The sequence below is a fragment of the Ruegeria sp. CDSC052 genome, assembly GCF_059610685.1.
In genome coordinates, this window is record NZ_JBXWOB010000001.1 from 918,660 (window position 1) to 939,970 (window position 21,311).

Sequence of the window (21,311 nt, forward strand, 5' to 3'; positions counted from 1 at the left end):
GGCCTCTTTCCCGCTCTGAGATCCAGCCTCTCTATGCCCCATCCGACATCGCCTCAGTCTCAGCATCTTGCACCGCCTGGGCCAATTCCACGAGAACCTTCGGTCGAATTCTGTTGATACGCAGCGACCGGAAGCCAACCTCTTCATCAGCGTGCCGCTCAAGTTCTTTTAGTACTTGTAGTGCCCAATCCTTCTCCGGAGAAAGGTCGCGCTCCAACAGGTTGGAGCTATACCGATTTTCGAGAGCGTAGGTTACTTTTCGCCAGCCGTTGCGATCTGCTGAAAGCCAAGCTTCAACAAACTTTTTGGGCGGCACTTCCTGGAGTAACGGGATCATCGCATACGGATTAGGCCCGTTATTGGTTGGGGAGACCGCCTCGAAGAACGCCTTCGGATCCTCAGCAACCTGCCGGAGAAGATCATCAAGGATAGCCGGTATTGTCCTTTGGAAAGCCGTTTCCCTACAAGCGATCAGATGATCCCAGATTTCCTTGAAAGCTGCCGCATGCCGTTCTCGCCCCCAGTAAACGAACTCATCATAAGCGTCCTGAAAACCATCAAACCATCGCCAGTCCGTTCCACGGGGAGGAAGTGCCCCCACTTTCAGCAAGTCATCAATATAAATTTTGCTTTCGGAAACTACGTCTTCCACTTTCTGTTCAGAAATTCCGAATTCAGCCATCATCATTCGCAAACAGAAGATATGCAGCATCTCGCCGGATTCAGTCACCTCACGATTTTCAAACTGATGATCCATCCGCTTTCGAGCTTCTTCAACAGTTTCATCATCCAACTCATCAAAATGGGAGACTACCTTCCAGGCTGGAACGTCACCAGGAACTATGAAATGCGGTGAATTATCTATCGAAGCACGGATTTCCTCCTTGGGAAATCGTCCATCAATCAACATAGAAGCCAAGACGGCATTGTTCAGCATCCCAGTTTCCAAGTCGATCTCAGGATACTTTTCATCTGCCGTCACCAGCGGGGGTGTTTCAGGGGGATTCTGCGCATTCCCCTGAATTCGCATCATATACCCCACGCGGACACCATGCCGATTGCGCAGGTCTTTCTCCTTCAGGTTTCCCGCTCTCACCTCGATCTGGAATGCCACAAAGGTGTTTACCAGCTCCTCCATAGCACCTGTATTTTCAAGGTGTTCCGTCCTCAAGGCATCATGCAACCTCGTCAAATCTTCGATCACATGACGAAGAACACGGAGGGATTGGGCCTCCGAACGAAGGAAGGTGTCCTGAATCTGGGCTCTGTGATTGGATGCAAATTTCTTTGCTGACGGGTTTCCGATTTCCTCGAGGAAGTGGGACAGCGCATCTTCGATTTGAGGCTCAATTCGGATGCTCTGACCAAAAGTCTTCTCCTTCATCTGAAGGAACTCCTCAGCGAGCTTTTCGTCATGTGCAACAACGACGACACGAAACCCCAAGTGCTCAACGTAAGAATTGATCGCACCCAAGACATCCTTGAGTTCCAGATCACTGCGCTCCAGGTCATCGAACACAAGGGTTTTCGTGGGTTCGATTTCCCGCTTGAAAACTGCGTTGAATACGCTCGGGATGGCACCTGCCAAAGCCCAGGGGCCTTTCATTCCCGCGACGATGTCGCTGCCCTTGCCAACCATCTTCTCGGCTTTCGCCATGGTCGGGGCGGCGGCAGCGAATACTTCGGAATGAAGCTGTTCAACAGTCTGAACACCGAATAGGCTGACATACAGTCGATCTTCTTCAGGAAGGCAGCTCTTGACTTGGTAGGTCTTACCGGTTCCCCAGTCTCCGGTGACCAATACGGCATAACCAGGAGCCGTAAGTGTCGTGTAGTAGCTCAAATATTCTTGCAAATGGGACATTGACGACAACTTTTCCATGATTGCTTTTCCACTCGACGTTTCAGTGGAATGGTATGGCCTGTCGCTTCTTTCCTTGAACCACCGAAGTATCTTCTGGGCGACTTTCATACTTCGTCCCAGTTGGGTAAATTGTTCAGAATAACAAGACCTTGGTGCTACAAATGGTGCTACAAAATTCCATAGCCCCCCGAGAGACCAATAAAACAAGGGGTTTCAGAAAGCGTCGCTCCCATCCATCATAGGGGCGACGCTCAGGCGTGCGGCTTGTCTTACCTTGTCATTCAATGCTGAGTCCTCGTCGCACCCGGTATCCAATCAGACGGATCGAAACCGCAAATTCCTGCCCATCGAATCGGGCAGCCCGGGGTTTAGCATATTCGAAAGGGGCCGTCCTTGTGTCTGCCAACCGCGTTACCGATTGTCGACACCGTACCGGCAAATCATCATTTCGACGCTGCGCTGAATGGTATCAGACATTTCGTCCTGACTAAGTACGGTCCCGCAAAAAACCATGGGCCAGAATGCCCTGCTCTTGATCAATCCGATGAATTCACGACCCGCGATGTCGGGGTTATCGATGCGTAGCTGACCATCCTCTGCCGCATCTTTAAGCATGGCCGAGAAGATGGCAGTTTTGTCCAATTTGCCCTGCGCGGCGACCGCAAGGTCGGGATTGCGCAAGGTTTCGCTGATCACCATACGCGACATCGCCATCACCTCGGGTGACATCAGAATGCGCCCCTCGGCCCAAGCCAAATCTGTCAGTTGCGCGCGGATATCTCTGCCCTTTTCATATCTGATATCCTGAACCTTAGAGAAGCGGTTCGACAGCTCAACCACGATCGAGCGGAACAGGTTTTCCTTACTTTCGAAATACTTGTACAATGTACGTTTGGACACCTCGGCCCGGGCCGAGATCCGATCCATACTGGCCGCCGAAAATCCCTTTTCCTGGAATTCGGCCACGGCAGCCTCGATGATCTGGGCATGCTTTGATGCTTTCGGTGCGCTGAGATCATTCATGCTTCAAAGCTATAGACCCTTTGACATGAGCCGGTCAAACGTCAGGTAAACTCTCGGGTTTACACTCCTCCCTCGCCTAAATAGAGTAAACCCATGAGTTTACTAATTCAGGTAGCCAGCCCAACAGGAGACCCCCCAATGGCTTTAACATTGAAACTGAACGGCCAGACCCACACGGTCGAGGCCGAGCCCGGCACACCCCTGCTGTGGGTGATCCGGGACGAACTGAAGATGACAGGAACCAAATTCGGCTGCGGTGTCGCATCCTGCGGGGCCTGCACTGTGCATCTGGACGGAGAGCCGGTGCGCTCGTGCCAGACGTATATCGAGGATGTTGAAGATGCCGAAATCACCACGATTGAAGTCGTGGGCGACAATGATATCGGCGCTGCTGTTCAGCAGGCCTGGGTCGAACTGGACGTGGTTCAATGCGGCTATTGCCAGTCGGGTCAGGTGATGTCGGCGGTCGGGTTGCTGTCCGAGAATCCAAAGCCCAGCGTTGAAGAAATCGATGACTACATGTCTGGCAACGCTTGTCGCTGTGCCACCTATCAACGCATCCGCGCCGGTATCCAACGCGCATCCGAAATTCTGGAGGCCTGATCCATGACCATCAATACCTCTCGCCGTGGTTTTCTGAAAGGCGCTGCTGCGACCGGTGCCGTCTTGCTGGTTGGTTCCCGCCCCGATGGCGTTCTGGCTGCGGCCTCATCTGAGACCACGCAACTCAACCCGTTTGTGAAAATTGACGCCGACGGCACCGTGACCGCCATCGTCAAGCATTTCGAAAAGGGTCAGGGCCCTGCGACCGGCCTGCCGACGCTGATCGCCGAGGAGATCGGTGTATCCATGGAGCAGATCGAATACGAATTCGCGCCCTCTAACCCCCAAGTCTATAACAATCTGCTGTTTGGCCCCTTCCAAGGCACCGGCGGGTCAACCGCGATGGCGAATTCCTGGCTGCAATACCGTCAGGCTGGCGCTGCTGCCCGTGAGATGCTGATCAACGCCGCCGCCCAAAGATGGGGCGTCGATGCATCAGGCATCACCATTGAGGAAGGCATAGTCAAAGCAGACGAGAAATCTGCACCGATTGCCGATTTCGTGGCAGCCGCTTCGCAGATGGAAGCGCCGACCGAGCCACGCCTGAAAGACCCCTCGGAATTCCGCCTGATCGGAAACGAGGCCGTGCGTCGCAAGGACTCGGCAATCAAAGGCAACGGACAGGCGATGTACGCCATGGATGTCCACCTGCCCAACCAGATGGTTGCGATGATCAAACGTCCGGAGTCGCGCGGTGGTGTTGTCATCAGCTTTGACGACAGCGCCTCGAAAGAGATCAAAGGCTATATCAGCGCCGCTGCATTGCCCAATCAGGCGGGCGTTGCGGTCTATGCCGAAGATACCTGGGCCGCGATTCAGGCGCGTGACGCGCTTGAGGTCGAATGGGACATGTCCGGCGCTGAAACCCGCCACTCGGATCAGATCAAGGCCGAGATCATGGACGCGCTGAATGCCGAGCCCGCCTATAACGTGAACAAGGCAGATGTTGCCACGGTTTCGGTGGCGATCGACGCGGCGGATACGGTCGTAGAAAAAACTTTTTACTACCCGCTTCTCGCCCATGCTCCGATGGAGCCACTGAACTGCACAATCGAACAGACAGCAGAGGGTGACATCGTTCTGCATGATGGCGCTCAGATGCCAACCGGCCCGCACATGGCGTATCAGCAAATCTTTCAGCTGCCACCCGAGAAAATCCACATCAGAACGATGCTGGCCGGCGGGTCTTTCGGGCGTCGCGCAACACCGGATGCGGACTATCAGGTTGAGGCCGCGTTGGCCTTTGTTGTCACTGACCGCTCGCGCCCGGTCAAACTGGTCTGGACGCGGGAAGACGACATTCGCAGCGGGTATTACCGCCCGGCATTCGGCCACAAAGTTCGTGTCGGGTTGAATGCGGAGGGGAATATCGTCGGATGGCAGCATCAGGTCGCTGGGCAATCGATCATGAAGGGCACCCCGTTCGAAGCGGTTGCAGTGCATGACGGCGTCGACCACAGCTCGATCGAAGGCATCGCAGACAGCCCCTATGATATTCCGGGGATAGCGCTTGGACTGACCGACACACCCAAGGCCACATCGGTCCTATGGTGGCGGTCGGTAGGACATACCCACACTGCCTATACGATGGAAACAATGATGGATTTGGCCGCCACCGCCGCGGGCCGTGACCCGGTTGAGTTCCGTCTCGCACATCTGGCAGATGCGGGTAATGCAGACCAACAGCGCAAGGCCTCAGTTCTGAAACTTGCGGCCGAGAAAGCAGATTGGGGCAACGTCCCTGCCGGTCGAGCGCAAGGTATTGCGGTGCACAAATCCTTTGGTTCTTATGTGGCTGAGGTGGTCGAAATCTCGGGCGATCCGGATGACGGTATCAAGATCGAAAAGGTCACCTGTGCTGTCGATTGCGGTATCGCGGTGAACCCCGACGTGGTGCGTGCCCAGATGGAAGGTGGGATTGGCTATGGCATCGGGCATGTGATGCGCGATCAGATCACACTGACCGGCGGTTCCGTGGATCAATACAACTTCCCGGATTATGAGCCCCTTCGGATCGGCGATATAGCTACAATCGACGTCCACATCCTCCCCTCGGCCGAAGCCCCCACGGGCGTGGGCGAACCCGGCACGCCGCCCTCGGCCCCCGCGCTCGCGAACGCAATCAAGGCAATGTCGGGGACCTTGATTGCCGATCTGCCGATGGCCGAGAACGGCATAAGCTTTGCTTAAGGTCCCGACCCCGCGCCGAAAAAAACGGCGCGGGGATAATTTGATCAAATTTCGTGACAAGGCGCTTTGTGTCGATTAAACCTCGGGGTACCAGAGTGATGGAGACGCCGATGGACCTGAACGCCCTACACAGTTTTCGCGTAGCGGCCTGCGACCTTAACGGTCAGCTGCGCGGCAAACGCGTGCCTCCTTCTTATGCTGACAAGCTGAGTAAAGGTGTGGTGCGGATGCCCTTTTCAGCATTGAATGTTGATCTGTGGGGCGCGGATATCGAGGATAGCCCGCTTGTGTTTGAATCAGGCGACGCGGACGGCATATTACTGCCAACCGAGCGTGGCCCCGTCCCAGTTCCCTGGCTTGAAACCGAAACAGCGCTGGTGTTGATGTCCCTGTATGACGATCAGGGCAAGCCCTTTGCCGGCGACCCTCGCCATGCTCTGACCTCGGTGCTGCAACGCTATGCCGAGCGTGGCTGGTCTGTTGTTGCGGCGACCGAGCTGGAATTCACGCTATTGGACTCATCAGGTGCACGGCCGGTGCCTCCGATCAATCCTTTGACGGGGCGACGGTTGGTCGACGAGGCAGTCCTGTCCATGGCGGAAATGGATGCGTTCGACGCCTTTTTCACAGACCTCTATGACGGATGCGAGGCAATGAGCATCCCGGCTCAAACCGCCATTTCCGAAAGCGGGATTGGCCAGTTTGAAATCAACCTGAACCATCAGGACGCCATGCGCTGCGCAGATGATACGTTGCTTTTCAAGGTGTTGACTCGTGGCCTTGCGCGCAAACATGGGTTTACCGCAACTTTCATGGCCAAACCCTATGCCCAGGATGCGGGCAATGGGATGCATGTCCATTTTTCGGTCGTCGACCAGGATGGGCAAAATATCTTTGACAATGGCGGGCCTGAAGGCACTGATCTTTTGCGCTCGGCCATAGCCGGATGTCTGTCCGCAATGCCTGGTTCAACTCTGATTTTTGCACCGCACGGGAACTCCTACACCCGGCTTGTCCCCGGCGCCCATGCCCCAACTGAGGCATGCTGGGCTTATGAAAATCGCACTGCCGCGCTGCGCGTTCCCGGCGGCGCGCCCTCTGCCCGCAGGATCGAACATCGTGTTGCTGGTGGTGACATCAATCCCTACCTCATGCTGAGCGCCGTACTCGGTGCGGCGCTGAACGGCATCGAGGACGGAACTGAACCGCCAACTCCGATCACGGGCAACGCCTATGAGATCGACGGCCTGCCGCAACTCGCTGGCGACTGGGCTTCAGCCATCACCGCCCTTGAAACCGATCCGCAAGTTGCGCGCATCTTTCCCGCCCCGCTGATCAGCAATCTCGCCATGACAAAGCGACAAGAGATCCTGCGCTTTAACGAACGCCCACCCGAGGAGCATTGGCTAAGTTATCTCGAGGCGGTTTGAGCCCCTTGCTCGCTTCGTTCTGCTCAGCTAGAATAAATTTGATCAAATTTGGTGACCCATGAAAATCGGTATCCTTGTAACCGGCCACCCCCCTGACGAATTGCACGATCAGTTCGGTGAGTATGACGGCATGTTTCGCGCGCTGCTGGATGGCAACGGCTTTGAGTTTGTGACCTATGCTGTTGTCGACGATCACTTTCCGCAAAGTTTTGACGATGCCGATGGATGGATCATCACCGGCTCGCGCTATGGCGCCTATGAGGACCATGCCTGGATTCGCAAGCTCGAAGCGCTGATCCGCGACATCCATCAAAGCGGCAAACCCCTGATCGGCATATGCTTTGGTCATCAAGTCATTGCGCAAGCCCTTGGCGGAAAAGTTGAAAAGTTCAAACAGGGCTGGGCCGTGGGGCGGACGGACTACGATTTGGACGGACAGACCGTCACTTTGAATGCCTGGCATCAGGACCAGGTGGTAGAGCTGCCCGCCGGTGCACAAGTAACCGGTTCGAACGCCTTTTGCCAGAATGCCATGCTGGCCTATGGCGACACGATCTGGACCGTTCAGGCCCACCCGGAGTATGGCGACAGCTTCATCGAAGGGCTGATGGACACACGCGGCAAAGGTGTCGTTCCAGACAATCTGATGCAGGCCGCCGCCGACCGCCTGCCCACCCGCGACGACAGTCCGAAGATCGGACAGTTCATGGCAGAGTTTTTGAAGAAAGAGAGGGCCTGATGGCCGATTGGACAGAACAACTGCCACAGGCAGCCCGTACCTATTTTGAAGGTCACCGATTGGATGAGGTCGAGTGCATCATCTCTGACCTGCCCGGCATCGCGCGCGGGAAAGCGGTTCCGGCCACCAAATTTGCACGCCAGTCCTACTTCCATCTACCCGATAGTATCTTTTACCAGACTATCACCGGGGACTGGGGCGAAGCCGCCGGAGAGGACGGCTTCATTGAACGGGACATGATCCTTAAGCCTGACTTTTCGACTGCTTCCGCTGCTCCTTGGACGGGTGACTGGACACTGCAGGTGATCCACGACGCCTATGACCGGGACGGAGAGCCGATCCCGTTCAGCCCACGCAACGTGTTGAAGCGCGTCGTAAAAATGTATCACGACAAAGGCTGGAAACCGATTGTCGCGCCAGAGATGGAGTTCTTTCTGGTCGCCCCCAATGTCGACCCCGCGCAGGGGATCAAACCGATGATGGGCCGTTCGGGTCGTCCGGCGGCCGCGCGGCAGGCCTATTCGATGACAGCGGTGGATGAATTCGGCCCGGTGATCGACGACATCTATGACTTTGCCGAACATCAGGGATTCGAGATTGACGGCATCACCCAGGAAGGCGGCGCCGGACAGCTTGAAATCAACCTGCGCCATGGTGATCCGGTCAAGTTGGCAGATGAAGTGTTCTATTTCAAACGCCTGATCCGCGAAGCCGCGTTGCGACACAACTGCTTTGCGACCTTCATGGCGAAACCGATTGCGGATGAGCCCGGATCGGCCATGCACATCCACCACTCGATCACCGAGATCGAAACCGGACAGAATATCTTTTCCGGACCTCAGGGCGGCGAAACGGATGCATTCTATAACTTCATTGCAGGGCTGCAAAACCACTTGCCTGCAGGCCTGGCAGTCATGGCACCTTATGTGAACTCGTACCGCCGCTATGTGAAAGACCATGCCGCGCCGATCAATCTGGAATGGGCTCGTGACAACCGCACGACCGGCATCCGTGTTCCCCTGTCCGGCCCCGAGGCGCGGCGCGTTGAAAATCGTATCGCAGGCATGGACTGCAACCCTTATCTGGGCATCGCCTTGTCGCTCGCCTGCGGCTATCTCGGCCTGACCCAGCAGGAACGTCCGCGCCGTCAGTTTTATGGCGACGCCTACGAAGGTGACGGTGATATCCCGCAGGTCATGGGCAATGCGCTGGACCTGTTTGATCAGGCCACCGCCCTGCACGAGGTGCTGGGTCCGGAATTTGCCCGCGTCTATGGCATTGTCAAACGTGCCGAGTATGAAGAATTTCTACAGGTCATCTCTCCGTGGGAGCGTGAGCACCTGCTCATGAACGTTTAAGCCGCGATGAATCTCCTCTATTCCAACGACCGCAAGGCCGAGTATCCGGCCAGCTGGTATGCCGCGACGGCCAACACGCTCGACCGTTTTCCCGCGCTTGCTGGGGATACCAAAGCGGATGTCTGTGTGGTCGGTGGCGGCTATACTGGCCTGTCCGCCGCGCTGCATCTGGCCGAGGCCGGGTTCGACGTCGTGCTGCTTGAGGCGCATCGCGTTGGTTTCGGAGCGTCAGGCCGCAATGGCGGGCAGCTGGGCAGCGCCCAGCGGATGGATCAGGAAGACCTTGAACGCCTGGTCGGCGATGACGATGCCGCCAAGCTGTGGGATCTGGCTGAAGATGCCAAGGATCTGGTCAAATCGCTGATCGAAAAGCACAAAATCGACTGTGATCTGAAACCGGGCGTGGCGGTTCTGGGCCTCAGCACCGGGGATCAGCAAGACCTCCACGATCACGCCGCGCATCTGTCGGCGCGATATGGGTATGACCATATGGAGCTGCTGGACGAAGGCGCCGCGCATGGTCTCTGCCCGTCGCCCACCTATCGCGGCGGTTATCTGGACATGGGCGCGGCGCACCTGCATCCGTTGAACTTTGCTCTGGGTCTGGCGCAGGCCGCAGCCAAGGCCGGCGTGCGCATCTTTGAGGGTACCGAGGTCACCGGGATCGACGAAGTCGATCTGGCCATCGTGCAAACCCCACAGGGAAAGGTGACGGCCAACCACGTCATATTGGCCTGCAACGGGTATCTCGGCGATCTGAACGGCAAAGTGGCGTCGCGCGTCATGCCGATCAACAATTTCATCGCCGCGACCGAGCCTTTGGGCACCGATGCCGCCCGTGTCCTGACCCGGGATGTCGCCGTCGCTGATACCAAGTTTGTGGTGAACTATTTTCGCCTCAGCGCCGACAACCGCCTGCTATTCGGCGGCGGGGAAAGCTATGGCTACCGCTTCCCGACAGATATCGCCTCCAAGGTGCGCAAACCGATGACCGAGATTTTCCCGCATCTGCGCGATGTGAAGATCGACTATGCCTGGGGCGGTACTCTGGGCATCACCATGCGGCGAATGCCCTACCTGACACGGGTTGCCCCGAATATCCTGTCAGCCTCTGGCTATTCGGGTCACGGTGTTGGCACAGCTACACATGCCGGGCAACTGATGGCGATGGCCATTCAGGGCCAAGCCGAAGGGTTCGACACCATGTCCCGCGTACCCGCCCTGCCCTTTCCGGGCGGCGCAGCCCTACGCAGCCCGTTGCTGGTGCTGGCGATGACATGGTTCTCCCTGCGGGACCGGCTGGGATTCTGATTTCGAAATTGCCTGAGGAACTTACTTAAACTCCCTCAAGATACGGAATCCCGACACCCGGGATCGGGTGTCCTCCAACCCACTGCCGCGTCCAGCGACACGTGAGCCGTCCATCGCTGCAGGATATGCCCCACCGCGTGTGACGCGTCGTTCACAATTGGGTTCACGTGCTTTTTTCAGGTAAATGCTGGATGTCCTCCAACCAGCATACCGGTCCGTCCAGCAGGACATTGTTCTTTCCGCGACATTGCCCGACATATGGCGCAATCCCCAGGCATTTGCAGCATCCAGAGCGTCCACCGGTACAGGTGTTCCGCGGGAAACAAGATCAGGGAAGACTTCCCCCAGCATGATCTCTGTTGCGCTGCCTAAAAAATTCACTTGATCCGTTGTGACTTCTTCGCCTTGTGCAAACGGTGTCTGCGTCCCGGCGCGCGCGGCGTATTCCCATTCCGCCTCGGTTGGCAGTCGATAGACATCCATCCCGACTTTGCTGTTGAGCCAATCGGAATAGGAAACCGCATCCAGATAAGACACAGTGATGACCGGGTGTTTGCCGATGATTTTCGCGCGCTGCGATTTGGGCAGCCGGATGAAATCCTGCGGCTCATGCCGTCCGCATCCGCCATCGTTGACGCACGTCATCCACTGATCGTAAGTGATTTCGTTTCGGCCCATAGCGACGGGCATGTCTATCGTGACCTTGTGAACCGGCCCTTCTTGAAATGCGATATACGGATCATCTGGTGTGACGCGTATCCAGTTCCCAGCCTCATCAAACTTGATGTTCTGCTTAGATTCCCCCGGCGGTCCACCCATCGTGAACTCCCCCAAAGGCAAGACAATCATTTCAGGGCAAACATCGCATTCCTGAAACATCTCAAGCGGAGCAACTTCAGTGCCATCCGACAGAAGATAATCCGCGTGAACCGCCGAAGCAAAAATTGAAAGCGCCCCCAAAAGGCCTAAACGAATGATAGTCAATGCAGTGATCCAACCCGTCATAAAAGAGCAACGTTAAAGCTGACCCATTGCCACCTTACTTCCCCCAAAGTTGCAAGTTCAAAAGAATTCCCCGCTACGCGGGGTAAGCCAACCTGTGTCTCTCTGACTACGTCAGAATAGTGAAATTTCGCCACCCTGAAGATTAAGGGCTTGGATTGACACTTCATTAGCTTTATCTTTCCCAAAGATAGAATTCAGGAATGCCAAATATGACGCTGCCTCCGAACGTCCATGACGCCGAACCCATCCCAGCGGCTGCCCGCGACGCCATTGATGCCCTGATGCAGTCAGGCGACCTGTTCCGCTACACTGCGCCGCAGGACGCTCCGGTTGCGCTGCTCGAGTCGGAATTCGCGGAACTGCTGGGCACGAAATACGCGCTGGCTGTATCGTCCTGCTCGGCAGCGCTGTTCCTGTCGCTCAAGGCGCTGGGTTTGCCGCGGGACGCGCGGGTGCTGATACCGGGCTTTACCTTTGCGGCGGTGCCCTCATCGGTCATACATGCGGATTGCATCCCCGTATTGTGTGAGGTGGGTGACAATTATCGCATCGACATGGATGACTTTGCCGCCAAACTGGATAACGTGCAGGCCGTGATCATTAGCCATATGCGCGGACATACTTCGGATATGGACGCGATCATGACCCTGTGCAGCACGCGCGACATTCCGGTGATCGAGGACGCAGCCCATTCGCTGGGGACAACTTGGCATGGCCGCAATATTGGGACGATTGGCAAGATCGGCTGTTTCTCGTTTCAGTCCTACAAGATGATCAATGCGGGCGAAGGTGGCATTCTGATAACCGACGACGCTGATCTGGTGGCGCGTGCCGTGATCATGTCCGGCGCCTACGAACATAACTGGAAGAAACACAAAGGCCCGCGTGGCGACAACTCATCGGAACTCGAAGAGGCCTTTGGCCGCTGGCAGAACCAGTTGCCGCTGTATAACCTGCGGATGAGCAACCTGAGCGCTGCAGTAATCCGTCCCCAGATGCCTGAATTGGCACGCCGTGTCCGCGATGGGTTGCAAAACCACGACTATGTGGCAGAGCGCCTGAACTCATCGCCCTATATCAACGTGCCTGCCCCGCTGGGGCCAGAACGCCGGGCGCCGGACTCGATCCAGTTCAATCTGGTTGACCTAAGCGATGATGATATCCGCGCCTTTGCCGCAGCATCCGAAGCACGCGGGGTGAAAGTTCAGGTATTCGGCCTGAGTGAAGACAACGCCCGTGCCTTTTGGAACTGGCAATTCCTGCCGGAACAGACCGAGCTGCCACAAACGCGAAACATGCTGATGAAAGCTTGCGACGTGCGCCTGCCTGTACGCCTGACAGGCGCGGAACTGGATGTGATCGCTGATATTCTGTTGGCTTCAGTAGGGGAAATTACCGCCCCGAAAATCGCATTTGGAACCTGAACAAGCTGAATTCAAACGAAAAGGCCCGCCAGCGGCGGGCCTATTTCATTGTGTGGACAAATTCAGTTCAGTTTAGACAGCTTTTGCTGCAACTCCGCCAACTGCTTCTTGATGTCGTCCAGATCCTCACTCGACTGGGGTTTGGCCTCGCTATCCGTTTCCGAACTGGACCAACTGCCGGAAATGCCGCTGGTCATCGCCTTCAGAAATGCCTTTTGCTGCGCTTGCAGTGCTTCGAAACCCGGAATCTGGGTCATCGGATTCATCGCAGACATGTTTTCCATCATTTTGCTTTGGCTTTCGCGCAGCATTTCGAACGAGCTTTGCAGGAATTGCGGCATCACTCCTCCGCCCGGCAACATATAGCTGCGCACAAGATCGTTCAGCACGTTCACCGGCAGGACATTCTCACCGCGGCTTTCATGCTCGGCAATGATTTGAAGCAGATATTGCCGTGTCAGATCATCCCCAGTCTTCAGGTCTATGATCTGAACTTCGCGACCGTCACGTATGAATGCCGCAATATCTTCGAGCGTGACATAGTCACTGGTTTCAGTGTTATACAGCCGACGGCTGGCATATCGTTTGATTAGCAACGGTTTTTCTTGTTCTGACACCGTCTACCCTCCCCAAGGAATGATGCATTGCAGCAGAGATTATGCGAGTGCAGAACAAAAAGAAAGGGCAGGTCTTTCGACCCGCCCAACGCGATTGCACCAAATGGGAGGAGTGGGTGCGCCTCGCTATCTTACCTTACTTGGCGCCAGCTGCTTTTTTCGCAGCAGTGGACACGTCGTTGGTTGCTTTTTTGACAACGGCAGTTGCGTCTTCTGCAGCGTTTTTGCCAGCAGCCATCAGCAGCTCAACGGTTTCCGACTGAACTTTTTTCGCGATTTCAGCGAAAGCAGCCAGGTTTTCAGCAGCAACTTCAGCCGACGCGCTTGCGTAGTCGGTAGCAGCTTTTGCGTAATCTGCAGGGTCAGATTTCGCTTTCGACATATCGGACAGTTTGGCCAGGGTTTCCTTGGTCCATTTGTTCGAAATCTCAGCCGATTTCTCAGCCGCTTCCAGAGCAACGCCCGACAGCTTTTCGTTCAGGGTCGCGGTGGTGTTGAACGCACCTTCCAGAGCGGTGGTGTCAACAGGGAATGCACCCATCATGTCTTTCAGGGTCGCGGTAAAGTCTTGAGTCTTTGCCATTGTCCAAATCCTTTGCTTGCCGATCCGGGCCAACCCCGGGCTTCATCAGCTTGAGGACAATATCGTTGCTGCATCGCAGCATTGCAAGTTTTTTCTTGCTGCACTGCAGCAATATTTTTCTAAACTGTTAAAAATCAATCTGTTGCCTTCACCAAAACATAGGTTCCTGGTGCTTCGGCCAGGGAAGCGTATCCCGAATCGCCCACTTGGCGCGCGGGGATTTGCTTGCCGGATCTCTTCTTCAGCCAAGCTTCCCACTGCGGCCACCAGGACCCTTTATGAAAATCGGCCTCTTTCATCCATGCATCGGCATCCGCATTCAAATCAGGGTTGGTGTAGTGGCCGTATTTCTTCTTGCTCGGCGGGTTCACGATGCCTGCTATGTGACCGGATTCCGAAACGACAAACGTCTTCGAACGTGACCCCATCTGCTGCACACCCCGATAACAATCTTTCCAGGCGGCGATATGGTCGGTTTCACAGCTGATGGCCATCAAAGGAACATCAACGTCGCGGATATGCAGTTTGTGCCCAAGCAAATCGAAACCGTCGGTCACAAATTGATTTTTCTGGCAAAGCCCCCGCAAATACTCGATTGCCATTTTGCCCGGAAGATTTGCGCCATCCCCGTTCCAGTAGAGCAAATCAAACGCCGGAGGGGTCTCGCCCATCATATAGCTTCGAATGGCAGGGCCGTAGATCAGGTCATTCGATCGCAGGAACGACATGGTACGACCTATGACCCATGCTTTTAGGATACCGTCTTTTGTCACTTGTTCTTGAATGCCATCGACAAAGTCATTCTGTAGGAACGGCGTGAATTCCCCCTGTTCACCGAAATCGGTCAAGGTTGTGAAGAAGGTCGCCGATTTGATGGATTTGTCGCCACGCTGCTTCATCAGGGACAGCGTCAAGCTCAACGTGGTGCCGGCAATGCAATATCCCACCGCATTGACCTGCTTGACCTTACAGATCGACTTGACGGTCTCGATGGCGGTCAGAAATCCCTCTTCGACATAGTCGCCCATACCGACCTCGGCATGAGAAGCATCCGCATTAACCCAACTTACAACAAACAGGGTATAGCCTTGCTCGGTCACCCATTTGATGAGGCTGTTCTGCGCCTTAAGGTCCAGAATATAGTATTTGTTGATCCAGGGCGGAAACAGAACGATCGGGGTCTCGTGTACGGTCTCGGTCGTGGGTTTGTACTGGATCAACTCCATAAGCCTGTTGCGATAGACCACGTCGCCCGGAGTTGTCGCGATATTCTCGCCAAGCTTGAACGCGGATTCATCCGCCAGTCTGACAACCATTTCACCATTATTGGCTTCTAGGTCCGCAACTAGATTCTCTAGCCCTTTGATCAGCGATTGCCCTTCCGTCTCGACCGCCTTTTCCAGCGCGTCGGGATTGGAGGCCAGGAAATTCGTCGGAGACATCAAGTCAATGATCTGTTGCGAAAAGAAATGCAGCCTCTGCTTGTCCTTGCCGTCCAGATCGTCGACCGAAGCAACCGCCTGCGCGATTGCATCGGCATTTGTCTGATACTGCTGGCGAATAAACCGGAAATAGGGGTTGGTGTCCCAAAGAGGGTTTGAGAACCGTTTATCCTTGGGTCCGGGTTCGCTGTCCTCGACCCCGCCGGCGGCCAGCGCCTGCTGAGCCTCAGCAAAGTTCATAACGGATTGTCCCCAGAAGGCGACCTGATGTTCCAGAAGCTTGGCGGGATTCTGCCACGCTTCGGCGAAATACGAAGTTGCTGCTCTTGCGAAAAGATCTTGATTCGGACCGTCCAACGCGGGAGTGTGCGCCTCTTTTCCAGCCATCACTTCGATCAGTCTTTTCGACAGTTCTTCGACTTTCGTCATATTTTCTCTAATCCGTTCAAGGTGTTCCTCGGACAGCTCTGGCGTGTTATCTTCACTTGTTGTCATTTTAACAATTCCACCCTAACCTCGCTGCTATGCAGAATAACGTCGTGGGCGTCGGGGGGCAAAGCGACGAATGGTCCGAATTATCAGGCTGACACTCAGGAGGCCCATTTCATGCGCTACATGATGACCTACGATCTGATGGAAACGATGCGCAACACCAATCAGTGGATGGGTGCTACGGCAAGTGCCATGGCTTCTTATCCGCTGTTTTCGATGGTGCCCAACCCTGCGTTCAGCATGATGGCCGCCTGGGGCGAGGTGACTGAGCGGACGTTCCAGCGCATGGTTGTAAAACCCGACTGGGGAATCCGTACATTCACTTGCGAAGACGGCAAGGATCATCTGGTCGATATTGTCCCGGTGATCGAACGCCCTTTTGGTGATTTGATACATATTCGTGTCAATGGCCGCGCCGAACAGCCCCGCAAGGTGCTGCTGGTCGCCCCGATGTCTGGACATTACGCCACTTTGCTTCGGTCCACCGTAAAAAGCCTCTTGGTGAATTGCGAAGTTTATATCACTGACTGGCATAATGCGCGCGATATCCCCGTGTCCGAAGGTAAGTTTGATGTAGAGGATTATACACTTTACCTTGTCGATTTCATGAAAGAATTGGGACCGGACACCCATGTTGTAGCCGTCTGCCAACCGGCGCCGCTGACTCTGGCCGCCACAGCCTATCTGGCCGAGGTCGAACCCAAAGCCCAACCCAGCACGCTGACATTGATCGGCGGACCTGTTGACCCGGATGCCACACCTACCGACGTGACCGATTTTGGCCGTCGCGTGACAATGGGGCAGCTGGAAGAAACCATGATTCAGCGCGTCGGCTTCAAGTATAAGGGCGTCGGGCGCATGGTGTATCCCGGCCTGCTGCAGTTGGCCTCGTTCATGTCGATGAATTCGGACCGGCATTCTCAGGCGTTTTCCGAGCAGATCCAGAGGGTTATGCGGGACGAGGCTTCGGATCACGATGCCCATAACAGATTCTATGATGAATACCTCGCCGTCATGGACATGACCGCCGAGTTCTACCTTTCGACCGTCGAACGCGTCTTCAAAAACCGCGAAATCGCGCGCAACGAGTTTGTTGTTGCAGGGCACAAGGTGGATATCGGCAAAATTACAAACGTTGCTGTCAAAACAGTCGAAGGTGCGAATGACGATATCTCGGCCCCTGGCCAGTGCATTGCTGCGCTCGAGCTGTGTACAGGGCTGCCGGATTCGAAAAAAGCCAGCCATGTCGAACCTGGCGCAGGTCACTATGGCATCTTCGCCGGCCGCAGCTGGCGCGACAATATCCGCCCATTGGTGATCGAATTTATGAACGCCAACGCCCGCAAACCCTCGCGCAAAGCGGCCAACCGCAACAAAGTGGCCTAACGCCGATGGGAAAGAAAGTCGCCAAACAGACGGCTTTCGCCTGCAACTGTGGAAAACTCTTTGGCAGCATTACAGCCAGAGGCGTTCAGTACGGCACGCATGTAGTCTGCTTTTGCCGTGATTGCCGGGCCGCGCAGATATATTTCGGGCAACCGGACCCTGCGCCGGAACCGGTGGACATTTTCCAAATGGCCCCTGAAGAAATCAGGATCGACGGCGGCATCGAACACCTGGCCGCGATGCGCCTTGGCCCCAAGGGGATGCTGCGCTGGTATGCCAGCTGCTGCAATGCACCGCTGGCGACGACATCAAATACTCCAAAATTTCCGTTTGCGGGCTTTGATGTGAAACGAGTTTCCGATCCGGACTGTTTAGGGCCGGTTACGACCCAAGGGTTCATTCCGCAGGCCGATGGAAAACACAAACACAAGCGACTGGGTTACGCTGTCGCCGGGATTGTTACGCGGGTACTAAAATCCCGGCTTTCTGGCAGCTGGAGGGACACCCCGTTCTTTGATCAGCATACGGGCCAGACGATCTCAACCCCGGTCATTCTAAGCAAAGAACAGCGTAAAGCGCTCTACGCGTAATCCAGCGCAGGCTTCACGCTGAGCCAGGTCTTCAGCGCCTCGGTGACATTTTCAGGCGATTCCAACGTAGGCAAATGTCCTGCATCCTTGATGACGTGCAGTTCTGCATTTGGGATCAGGTCCGCCATGAACGCATGCCTTCGCACCGGAACAACCGTGTCATGCGCCCCACATAGCACCAAAGTCGGGGCCGTGATCCGGCGCAGGTTGCCCTGCTGATCCGGGCGACGCTGCAGCGCACGAATCTGACGCTCGAACACCTGCGGGCCCAAATCCAACGCCATCGAGATGACATCAGCAAGAATGGGAATACGTCGAGGCCCCGGGGCCAGCGAATCCGATCCAATCAGCCGACGCATCACTTCCTCTAACCGACCCATCTTGGCGGCGACCAGCAGCTCCTCCCGCGCGGCTGCGGTCTGGGGCGATTCCGAATGCGCATCCGAAGCCATCAGACACAAGCGCGACACCCTCTCGGGTGCACATCGGACAATTTCCAAAGCGACTACGGCGCCCAGGCTTAGGCCCGCCAATGCAAAGCGTTGTGGCAACTGAACCAATAGGCCCCGCGCGATCTCTTCAATCCGTTCAGCAGTCGAAACCGAAGCGACCGTCACGGCGCGATCACGTGACAGGGCGCGCATCTGATGCTCAAATACCCGCGCATCACACATCAAACCGGGCAAAAGAACCAACGGCTCGATCAAACAACGCCTCCTTTGGAAAAGTCACTCAAATCGTCGTCATTAGTTTCAGGATGAGAGGTTTTGTATGGTTCGGCAAGTTAAAGTTCAGGGGTAGCGGATACCGCGAAAAGCGGGGAAGTCCGCATATCGTCTTTGCCGCTCAAGTTCACCCTCGCCAGGCGTGCCTCCTGGGCGCAGAAGGCAGCCCCGCGGCGCGATATAGCTGTCGATGCGCTTATGAGGCACAGGCCTCCAGACCAGATTGAAAGCACAGAGTTTTGGAAAGAACCAGATTTCGGAATATTCCAGATGGTCGTGCATCCACCACGCCAAATCCCGCCAATCCCGCCCCACCTCATATTGATCCGCAAACCATGGGATCACGATCGATGCACCGGCAATCCGATCATCACCCACCGCGCGATCCCAGATGTGACATTCCAGCGGGTTATCATTTCGCGCGCAATTCAGCCGGTTTTCATTACCGAAACGGTTCAATGATGCCGAGCGATAGCCGGATCGTACGGCAATCCGGCCAAAGGTCTCCTCAAGCGGGTCCAGCAGGGTTTCGCAAAGCGCCTTTCCGGTTTCGATGGCAAGGTCGGGATCGTCAGGAAAATTCTGCTTTTCGTGAAAATTGCCTATTTCCGAATACAGAAAATCGCGCATGAAAAAATGACGGGACAGACGCACACGACCGAGGGTTTCAAGGCTCCACATACTGCCTGGTCTGCGCATTGTTTCTTCCTCACTCGATCCCCAAGGTATTCAGCCATCTCAGAATACCAGCCACCACATCGTCGGTCTGCCCCGGAGACATCAACCGCCCGGCGATCACATGGGAATTAGGATCGTCCCCGGGCCCCATTGTTACCAGCACAACCGACGCAGGGGCGCCCCATGCTTTGGCAATCTCGTGGGTCAGGTCGGCACGCACGACCTGATCTTCATTCGAGAACCAGAACAACGCGGGAACCCTTGCGTCTGAAAAATCCAGCGCATAGACCACATCCACCAGCACTGTCATCGGCACCACGGCCTGCCAAGGGTAGACCGCCGACCAGAATTTGTTCATTTCCGGGTTCACCCCTGCGACGCCCCGGGTTTCACCCATAATCAGGGGCAACCAAATGCGCGCCCAAGGCAATCCGGGTATCCATGCTCCGGCCGCTTTAACGCCGAAATTCGGAGAAACAAATACGATCCCTGCAACGTTTTGGCTCAGTTCTTCATTCAGTGCGGCCGCAGCTGCCAACGTGCCGCCGGTTGATGTCGAAATCACCACGACCTTATCCCCAACCGCCCGTGCGGCAGCCAGCCCTTCGGCAAGATCCTGCATCCAACCCGAGGCCGTCGCCTCACCCATTGCATCCCCCCCGCGACCATGACCCTGCAACCGCGTGTAGACCAGATTGGCGCCCAACGTTTCGGCGAGCAGATCGGGAACCGGTCGGATCTCTTCGGATGATGCAGAAAACCCGTGCAGATACAGAATCGAAACAGGTGTTCGCTGCTCTTTATAGCCCTCTTGCCAAATAACTCGCTTTTCGACCCCCGGAATGATGTCGGCGAATGCAGATTCCACACTTTCGAAATAGACCTGCACCCCTTCACCGAATTTGCGCGCGTCAAATGTTGGGGCCAGATCAACCTTCTCACGCGGGCCAAACCAATAGATCAGGCCAAACGCAACGATCAATGTCAGAAAAACGCGACCCAATATCCGCATTATTGGGCTGCCATCACATCGAGAACGGCTTGTTCGATCAACCCCAGGCATGGGCCATCCGAAAAGCGATGATCGGCGTGCTTGATCAATGACAGGCGCATATCGGGCCCGAACGCATGTTCAATCAGGCGCACTGCTGTTCCGGTTGAAACCGCTGTGTCTTCGGTACCTTGCAAAAACCGCACAGGAAAAGGCAGATGCAGAGGCTTGCGCAGGACCAAATGTTGGCGACCATCTTCGATCATCCGTTTGGTCACGATGTAAGGCTCCATATAGTCCGAAGGCAGCTCTACATGGCCAACAGATTCCAGTGCCTGTTTCTGGTTTTCCGAGAATGAAGCCCAATACCCGTCCTCGGTAAAATCCGGCGCAGCAGCGATGGTCACCATTCCCTGAATCCGATCTGGCAGCGCTTTGGCCAACAGCAGCGCCTGCCACCCCCCCATGGACGAGCCAACAACAATCAGCGGTCCATCCGTCAATTCCGTGATCGCGGCCAGCGTATCCTCATGCCAGTCACCAATGCATCCTTCTTCGAACGTGCCCCCGCTTTCACCGTGACCTGAATAGTCGAACCGCAGAAATGAATGGCCACGCCCCTTCGCCCAAGCCTCCAAATGCACCGCCTTGGTGCCCTCCATATCGGATTTGAGCCCGCCCAGAAACACGATGGTCGGCCCGGTGCCCTCGCTTTTATGATAGGCCAGCCGCCGTCCCTGCGCCGTTTCCAGAAAATTCGTCGCTGCCATGACACCCTCTTTTCTTTTTCCGATATCATGCACGCCCCACCCCCAAGTGCAATTCCCAGATCCCCCTTCATCTGGCCAGAAATACCTCGG

At 55.8% G+C, this 21,311-nt stretch carries 19 protein-coding genes; 9 read left to right on the forward strand and 10 right to left on the reverse strand.

Going from position 1 to position 21,311, the window contains the following annotated elements:
* Nucleotides 1-31 precede the first annotated feature (31 nt).
* Both AC2FIM_RS04625 and AC2FIM_RS04630 read right to left on the reverse strand, forming a co-directional pair.
* Nucleotides 32-1,882 carry a P-loop NTPase fold protein gene (locus AC2FIM_RS04625; RefSeq protein WP_496677894.1) on the reverse strand — a complete coding sequence of 617 codons (1,851 nt, stop codon included), beginning with the start codon at nt 1,880-1,882 and terminating at the stop codon, nt 32-34.
* A 393-nt stretch (nt 1,883-2,275) separates the two neighbouring features.
* Nucleotides 2,276-2,887, reverse strand: coding sequence for a TetR/AcrR family transcriptional regulator (locus AC2FIM_RS04630; RefSeq protein WP_271947834.1), 612 nt, complete (start codon nt 2,885-2,887; stop codon nt 2,276-2,278).
* Nucleotides 2,888-3,025: 138 nt separating this feature from the next.
* Here AC2FIM_RS04630 and AC2FIM_RS04635 point away from each other — a divergent pair, with 138 nt between their 5' ends.
* The 6 genes from AC2FIM_RS04635 to AC2FIM_RS04660 all read left to right on the forward strand — a co-directional run bounded on the left by AC2FIM_RS04635 (nt 3,026) and on the right by AC2FIM_RS04660 (nt 10,518).
* On the forward strand, nt 3,026-3,490 hold the full coding sequence (locus tag AC2FIM_RS04635; protein ID WP_271947838.1) for a (2Fe-2S)-binding protein: 465 nt from the start codon (nt 3,026-3,028) through the stop codon (nt 3,488-3,490).
* A 3-nt stretch (nt 3,491-3,493) separates the two neighbouring features.
* A complete protein-coding gene (locus AC2FIM_RS04640) occupies nt 3,494-5,680 on the forward strand; it encodes a molybdopterin cofactor-binding domain-containing protein (protein ID WP_496677896.1) in 2,187 nt (728 codons plus the stop codon).
* A gap of 110 nt (nt 5,681-5,790) precedes the next feature.
* The gene (locus AC2FIM_RS04645; RefSeq protein WP_496707900.1) at nt 5,791-7,110 is read left to right on the forward strand and encodes a glutamine synthetase family protein; all 1,320 of its coding nucleotides are present in this window, start codon (nt 5,791-5,793) and stop codon (nt 7,108-7,110) included.
* Nucleotides 7,111-7,168: 58 nt separating this feature from the next.
* Complete coding sequence (locus tag AC2FIM_RS04650; RefSeq protein WP_142633014.1) at nt 7,169-7,849, forward strand: type 1 glutamine amidotransferase; 681 nt, start codon at nt 7,169-7,171, stop codon at nt 7,847-7,849.
* Nucleotides 7,849-9,207, forward strand: a complete 1,359-nt coding sequence (locus AC2FIM_RS04655; protein ID WP_142633012.1) for a glutamine synthetase family protein — start codon at nt 7,849-7,851, stop codon at nt 9,205-9,207. The genes AC2FIM_RS04650 and AC2FIM_RS04655 overlap by 1 nt, the downstream gene beginning before the upstream one ends.
* 6 nt (nt 9,208-9,213) lie before the next feature.
* Nucleotides 9,214-10,518 (forward strand): NAD(P)/FAD-dependent oxidoreductase, encoded by a 1,305-nt coding sequence (locus AC2FIM_RS04660; RefSeq protein WP_271947850.1) that lies wholly within the window; start codon nt 9,214-9,216, stop codon nt 10,516-10,518.
* A 21-nt stretch (nt 10,519-10,539) separates the two neighbouring features.
* Here the strand turns inward: AC2FIM_RS04660 and AC2FIM_RS04665 are convergent, their stop codons facing one another.
* On the reverse strand, nt 10,540-11,523 hold the full coding sequence (locus tag AC2FIM_RS04665) for a formylglycine-generating enzyme family protein (protein WP_496707899.1): 984 nt from the start codon (nt 11,521-11,523) through the stop codon (nt 10,540-10,542).
* Nucleotides 11,524-11,732: 209 nt separating this feature from the next.
* Here AC2FIM_RS04665 and AC2FIM_RS04670 point away from each other — a divergent pair, with 209 nt between their 5' ends.
* Nucleotides 11,733-12,947, forward strand: coding sequence for a DegT/DnrJ/EryC1/StrS family aminotransferase (locus AC2FIM_RS04670; protein WP_496707898.1), 1,215 nt, complete (start codon nt 11,733-11,735; stop codon nt 12,945-12,947).
* A 62-nt stretch (nt 12,948-13,009) separates the two neighbouring features.
* On the opposite strand, the gene phaR is transcribed toward AC2FIM_RS04670, so the two are convergent.
* The 3 genes from phaR to AC2FIM_RS04685 form a co-directional block, all read right to left on the reverse strand.
* A complete protein-coding gene (gene phaR, locus AC2FIM_RS04675; protein WP_281994416.1) occupies nt 13,010-13,564 on the reverse strand; it encodes a polyhydroxyalkanoate synthesis repressor PhaR in 555 nt (184 codons plus the stop codon).
* 136 nt (nt 13,565-13,700) lie between these two features.
* Complete coding sequence (locus AC2FIM_RS04680) at nt 13,701-14,147, reverse strand: phasin family protein (protein WP_142633002.1); 447 nt, start codon at nt 14,145-14,147, stop codon at nt 13,701-13,703.
* 134 nt (nt 14,148-14,281) lie between these two features.
* Nucleotides 14,282-16,084, reverse strand: coding sequence for a PHA/PHB synthase family protein (locus AC2FIM_RS04685; RefSeq protein ID WP_281994415.1), 1,803 nt, complete (start codon nt 16,082-16,084; stop codon nt 14,282-14,284).
* A gap of 111 nt (nt 16,085-16,195) precedes the next feature.
* Here AC2FIM_RS04685 and phaZ point away from each other — a divergent pair, with 111 nt between their 5' ends.
* Together phaZ and AC2FIM_RS04695 are read left to right on the forward strand one after the other, a co-directional pair.
* Nucleotides 16,196-17,467 (forward strand): polyhydroxyalkanoate depolymerase, encoded by a 1,272-nt coding sequence (phaZ, locus tag AC2FIM_RS04690; protein ID WP_271947865.1) that lies wholly within the window; start codon nt 16,196-16,198, stop codon nt 17,465-17,467.
* 5 nt (nt 17,468-17,472) lie between these two features.
* Nucleotides 17,473-18,057 (forward strand): DUF6151 family protein, encoded by a 585-nt coding sequence (locus AC2FIM_RS04695; RefSeq protein ID WP_271947868.1) that lies wholly within the window; start codon nt 17,473-17,475, stop codon nt 18,055-18,057.
* On the opposite strand, the gene AC2FIM_RS04700 is transcribed toward AC2FIM_RS04695, so the two are convergent.
* The 4 genes from AC2FIM_RS04700 to AC2FIM_RS04715 all read right to left on the reverse strand — a co-directional run bounded on the left by AC2FIM_RS04700 (nt 18,048) and on the right by AC2FIM_RS04715 (nt 21,221).
* Nucleotides 18,048-18,764 carry an alpha/beta fold hydrolase gene (locus tag AC2FIM_RS04700; protein ID WP_271947870.1) on the reverse strand — a complete coding sequence of 239 codons (717 nt, stop codon included), beginning with the start codon at nt 18,762-18,764 and terminating at the stop codon, nt 18,048-18,050. The two genes, AC2FIM_RS04695 and AC2FIM_RS04700, sit on opposite strands and share 10 nt — an antisense overlap.
* Nucleotides 18,765-18,848: 84 nt before the next feature.
* A complete protein-coding gene (locus tag AC2FIM_RS04705) occupies nt 18,849-19,463 on the reverse strand; it encodes a hypothetical protein (RefSeq protein WP_496677973.1) in 615 nt (204 codons plus the stop codon).
* 28 nt (nt 19,464-19,491) lie between these two features.
* A complete protein-coding gene (locus AC2FIM_RS04710) occupies nt 19,492-20,472 on the reverse strand; it encodes an alpha/beta hydrolase (RefSeq protein ID WP_271947873.1) in 981 nt (326 codons plus the stop codon).
* Nucleotides 20,472-21,221, reverse strand: coding sequence for an alpha/beta fold hydrolase (locus AC2FIM_RS04715; RefSeq protein ID WP_142632991.1), 750 nt, complete (start codon nt 21,219-21,221; stop codon nt 20,472-20,474). Before AC2FIM_RS04715 ends, AC2FIM_RS04710 begins: the two co-directional genes overlap by 1 nt.
* Nucleotides 21,222-21,311: the final 90 nt, after the last annotated feature.

Bases quoted from the DNA above. Each gene is read 5' to 3' on its own strand.
- AC2FIM_RS04665 (WP_496707899.1), bottom strand. From the start codon at position 11,523: ATGACGGGTTGGATCACTGCATTGACTATCATTCGTTTAGGCCTTTTG.
- AC2FIM_RS04625 (WP_496677894.1), bottom strand. From the start codon at position 1,882: ATGGAAAAGTTGTCGTCAATGTCCCATTTGCAAGAATATTTGAGCTAC.
- AC2FIM_RS04630 (WP_271947834.1), bottom strand. From the start codon at position 2,887: ATGAATGATCTCAGCGCACCGAAAGCATCAAAGCATGCCCAGATCATC.
- AC2FIM_RS04710 (WP_271947873.1), bottom strand. From the start codon at position 20,472: ATGCGGATATTGGGTCGCGTTTTTCTGACATTGATCGTTGCGTTTGGC.
- AC2FIM_RS04670 (WP_496707898.1), top strand. From the start codon at position 11,733: ATGACGCTGCCTCCGAACGTCCATGACGCCGAACCCATCCCAGCGGCT.
- AC2FIM_RS04660 (WP_271947850.1), top strand. From the start codon at position 9,214: ATGAATCTCCTCTATTCCAACGACCGCAAGGCCGAGTATCCGGCCAGC.
- AC2FIM_RS04680 (WP_142633002.1), bottom strand. From the start codon at position 14,147: ATGGCAAAGACTCAAGACTTTACCGCGACCCTGAAAGACATGATGGGT.
- AC2FIM_RS04685 (WP_281994415.1), bottom strand. From the start codon at position 16,084: ATGACAACAAGTGAAGATAACACGCCAGAGCTGTCCGAGGAACACCTT.
- AC2FIM_RS04635 (WP_271947838.1), top strand. From the start codon at position 3,026: ATGGCTTTAACATTGAAACTGAACGGCCAGACCCACACGGTCGAGGCC.
- AC2FIM_RS04650 (WP_142633014.1), top strand. From the start codon at position 7,169: ATGAAAATCGGTATCCTTGTAACCGGCCACCCCCCTGACGAATTGCAC.
- phaZ (WP_271947865.1), top strand. From the start codon at position 16,196: ATGCGCTACATGATGACCTACGATCTGATGGAAACGATGCGCAACACC.
- AC2FIM_RS04640 (WP_496677896.1), top strand. From the start codon at position 3,494: ATGACCATCAATACCTCTCGCCGTGGTTTTCTGAAAGGCGCTGCTGCG.
- AC2FIM_RS04655 (WP_142633012.1), top strand. From the start codon at position 7,849: ATGGCCGATTGGACAGAACAACTGCCACAGGCAGCCCGTACCTATTTT.
- AC2FIM_RS04695 (WP_271947868.1), top strand. From the start codon at position 17,473: ATGGGAAAGAAAGTCGCCAAACAGACGGCTTTCGCCTGCAACTGTGGA.
- AC2FIM_RS04705 (WP_496677973.1), bottom strand. From the start codon at position 19,463: ATGTGGAGCCTTGAAACCCTCGGTCGTGTGCGTCTGTCCCGTCATTTT.
- AC2FIM_RS04645 (WP_496707900.1), top strand. From the start codon at position 5,791: ATGGACCTGAACGCCCTACACAGTTTTCGCGTAGCGGCCTGCGACCTT.
- AC2FIM_RS04715 (WP_142632991.1), bottom strand. From the start codon at position 21,221: ATGGCAGCGACGAATTTTCTGGAAACGGCGCAGGGACGGCGGCTGGCC.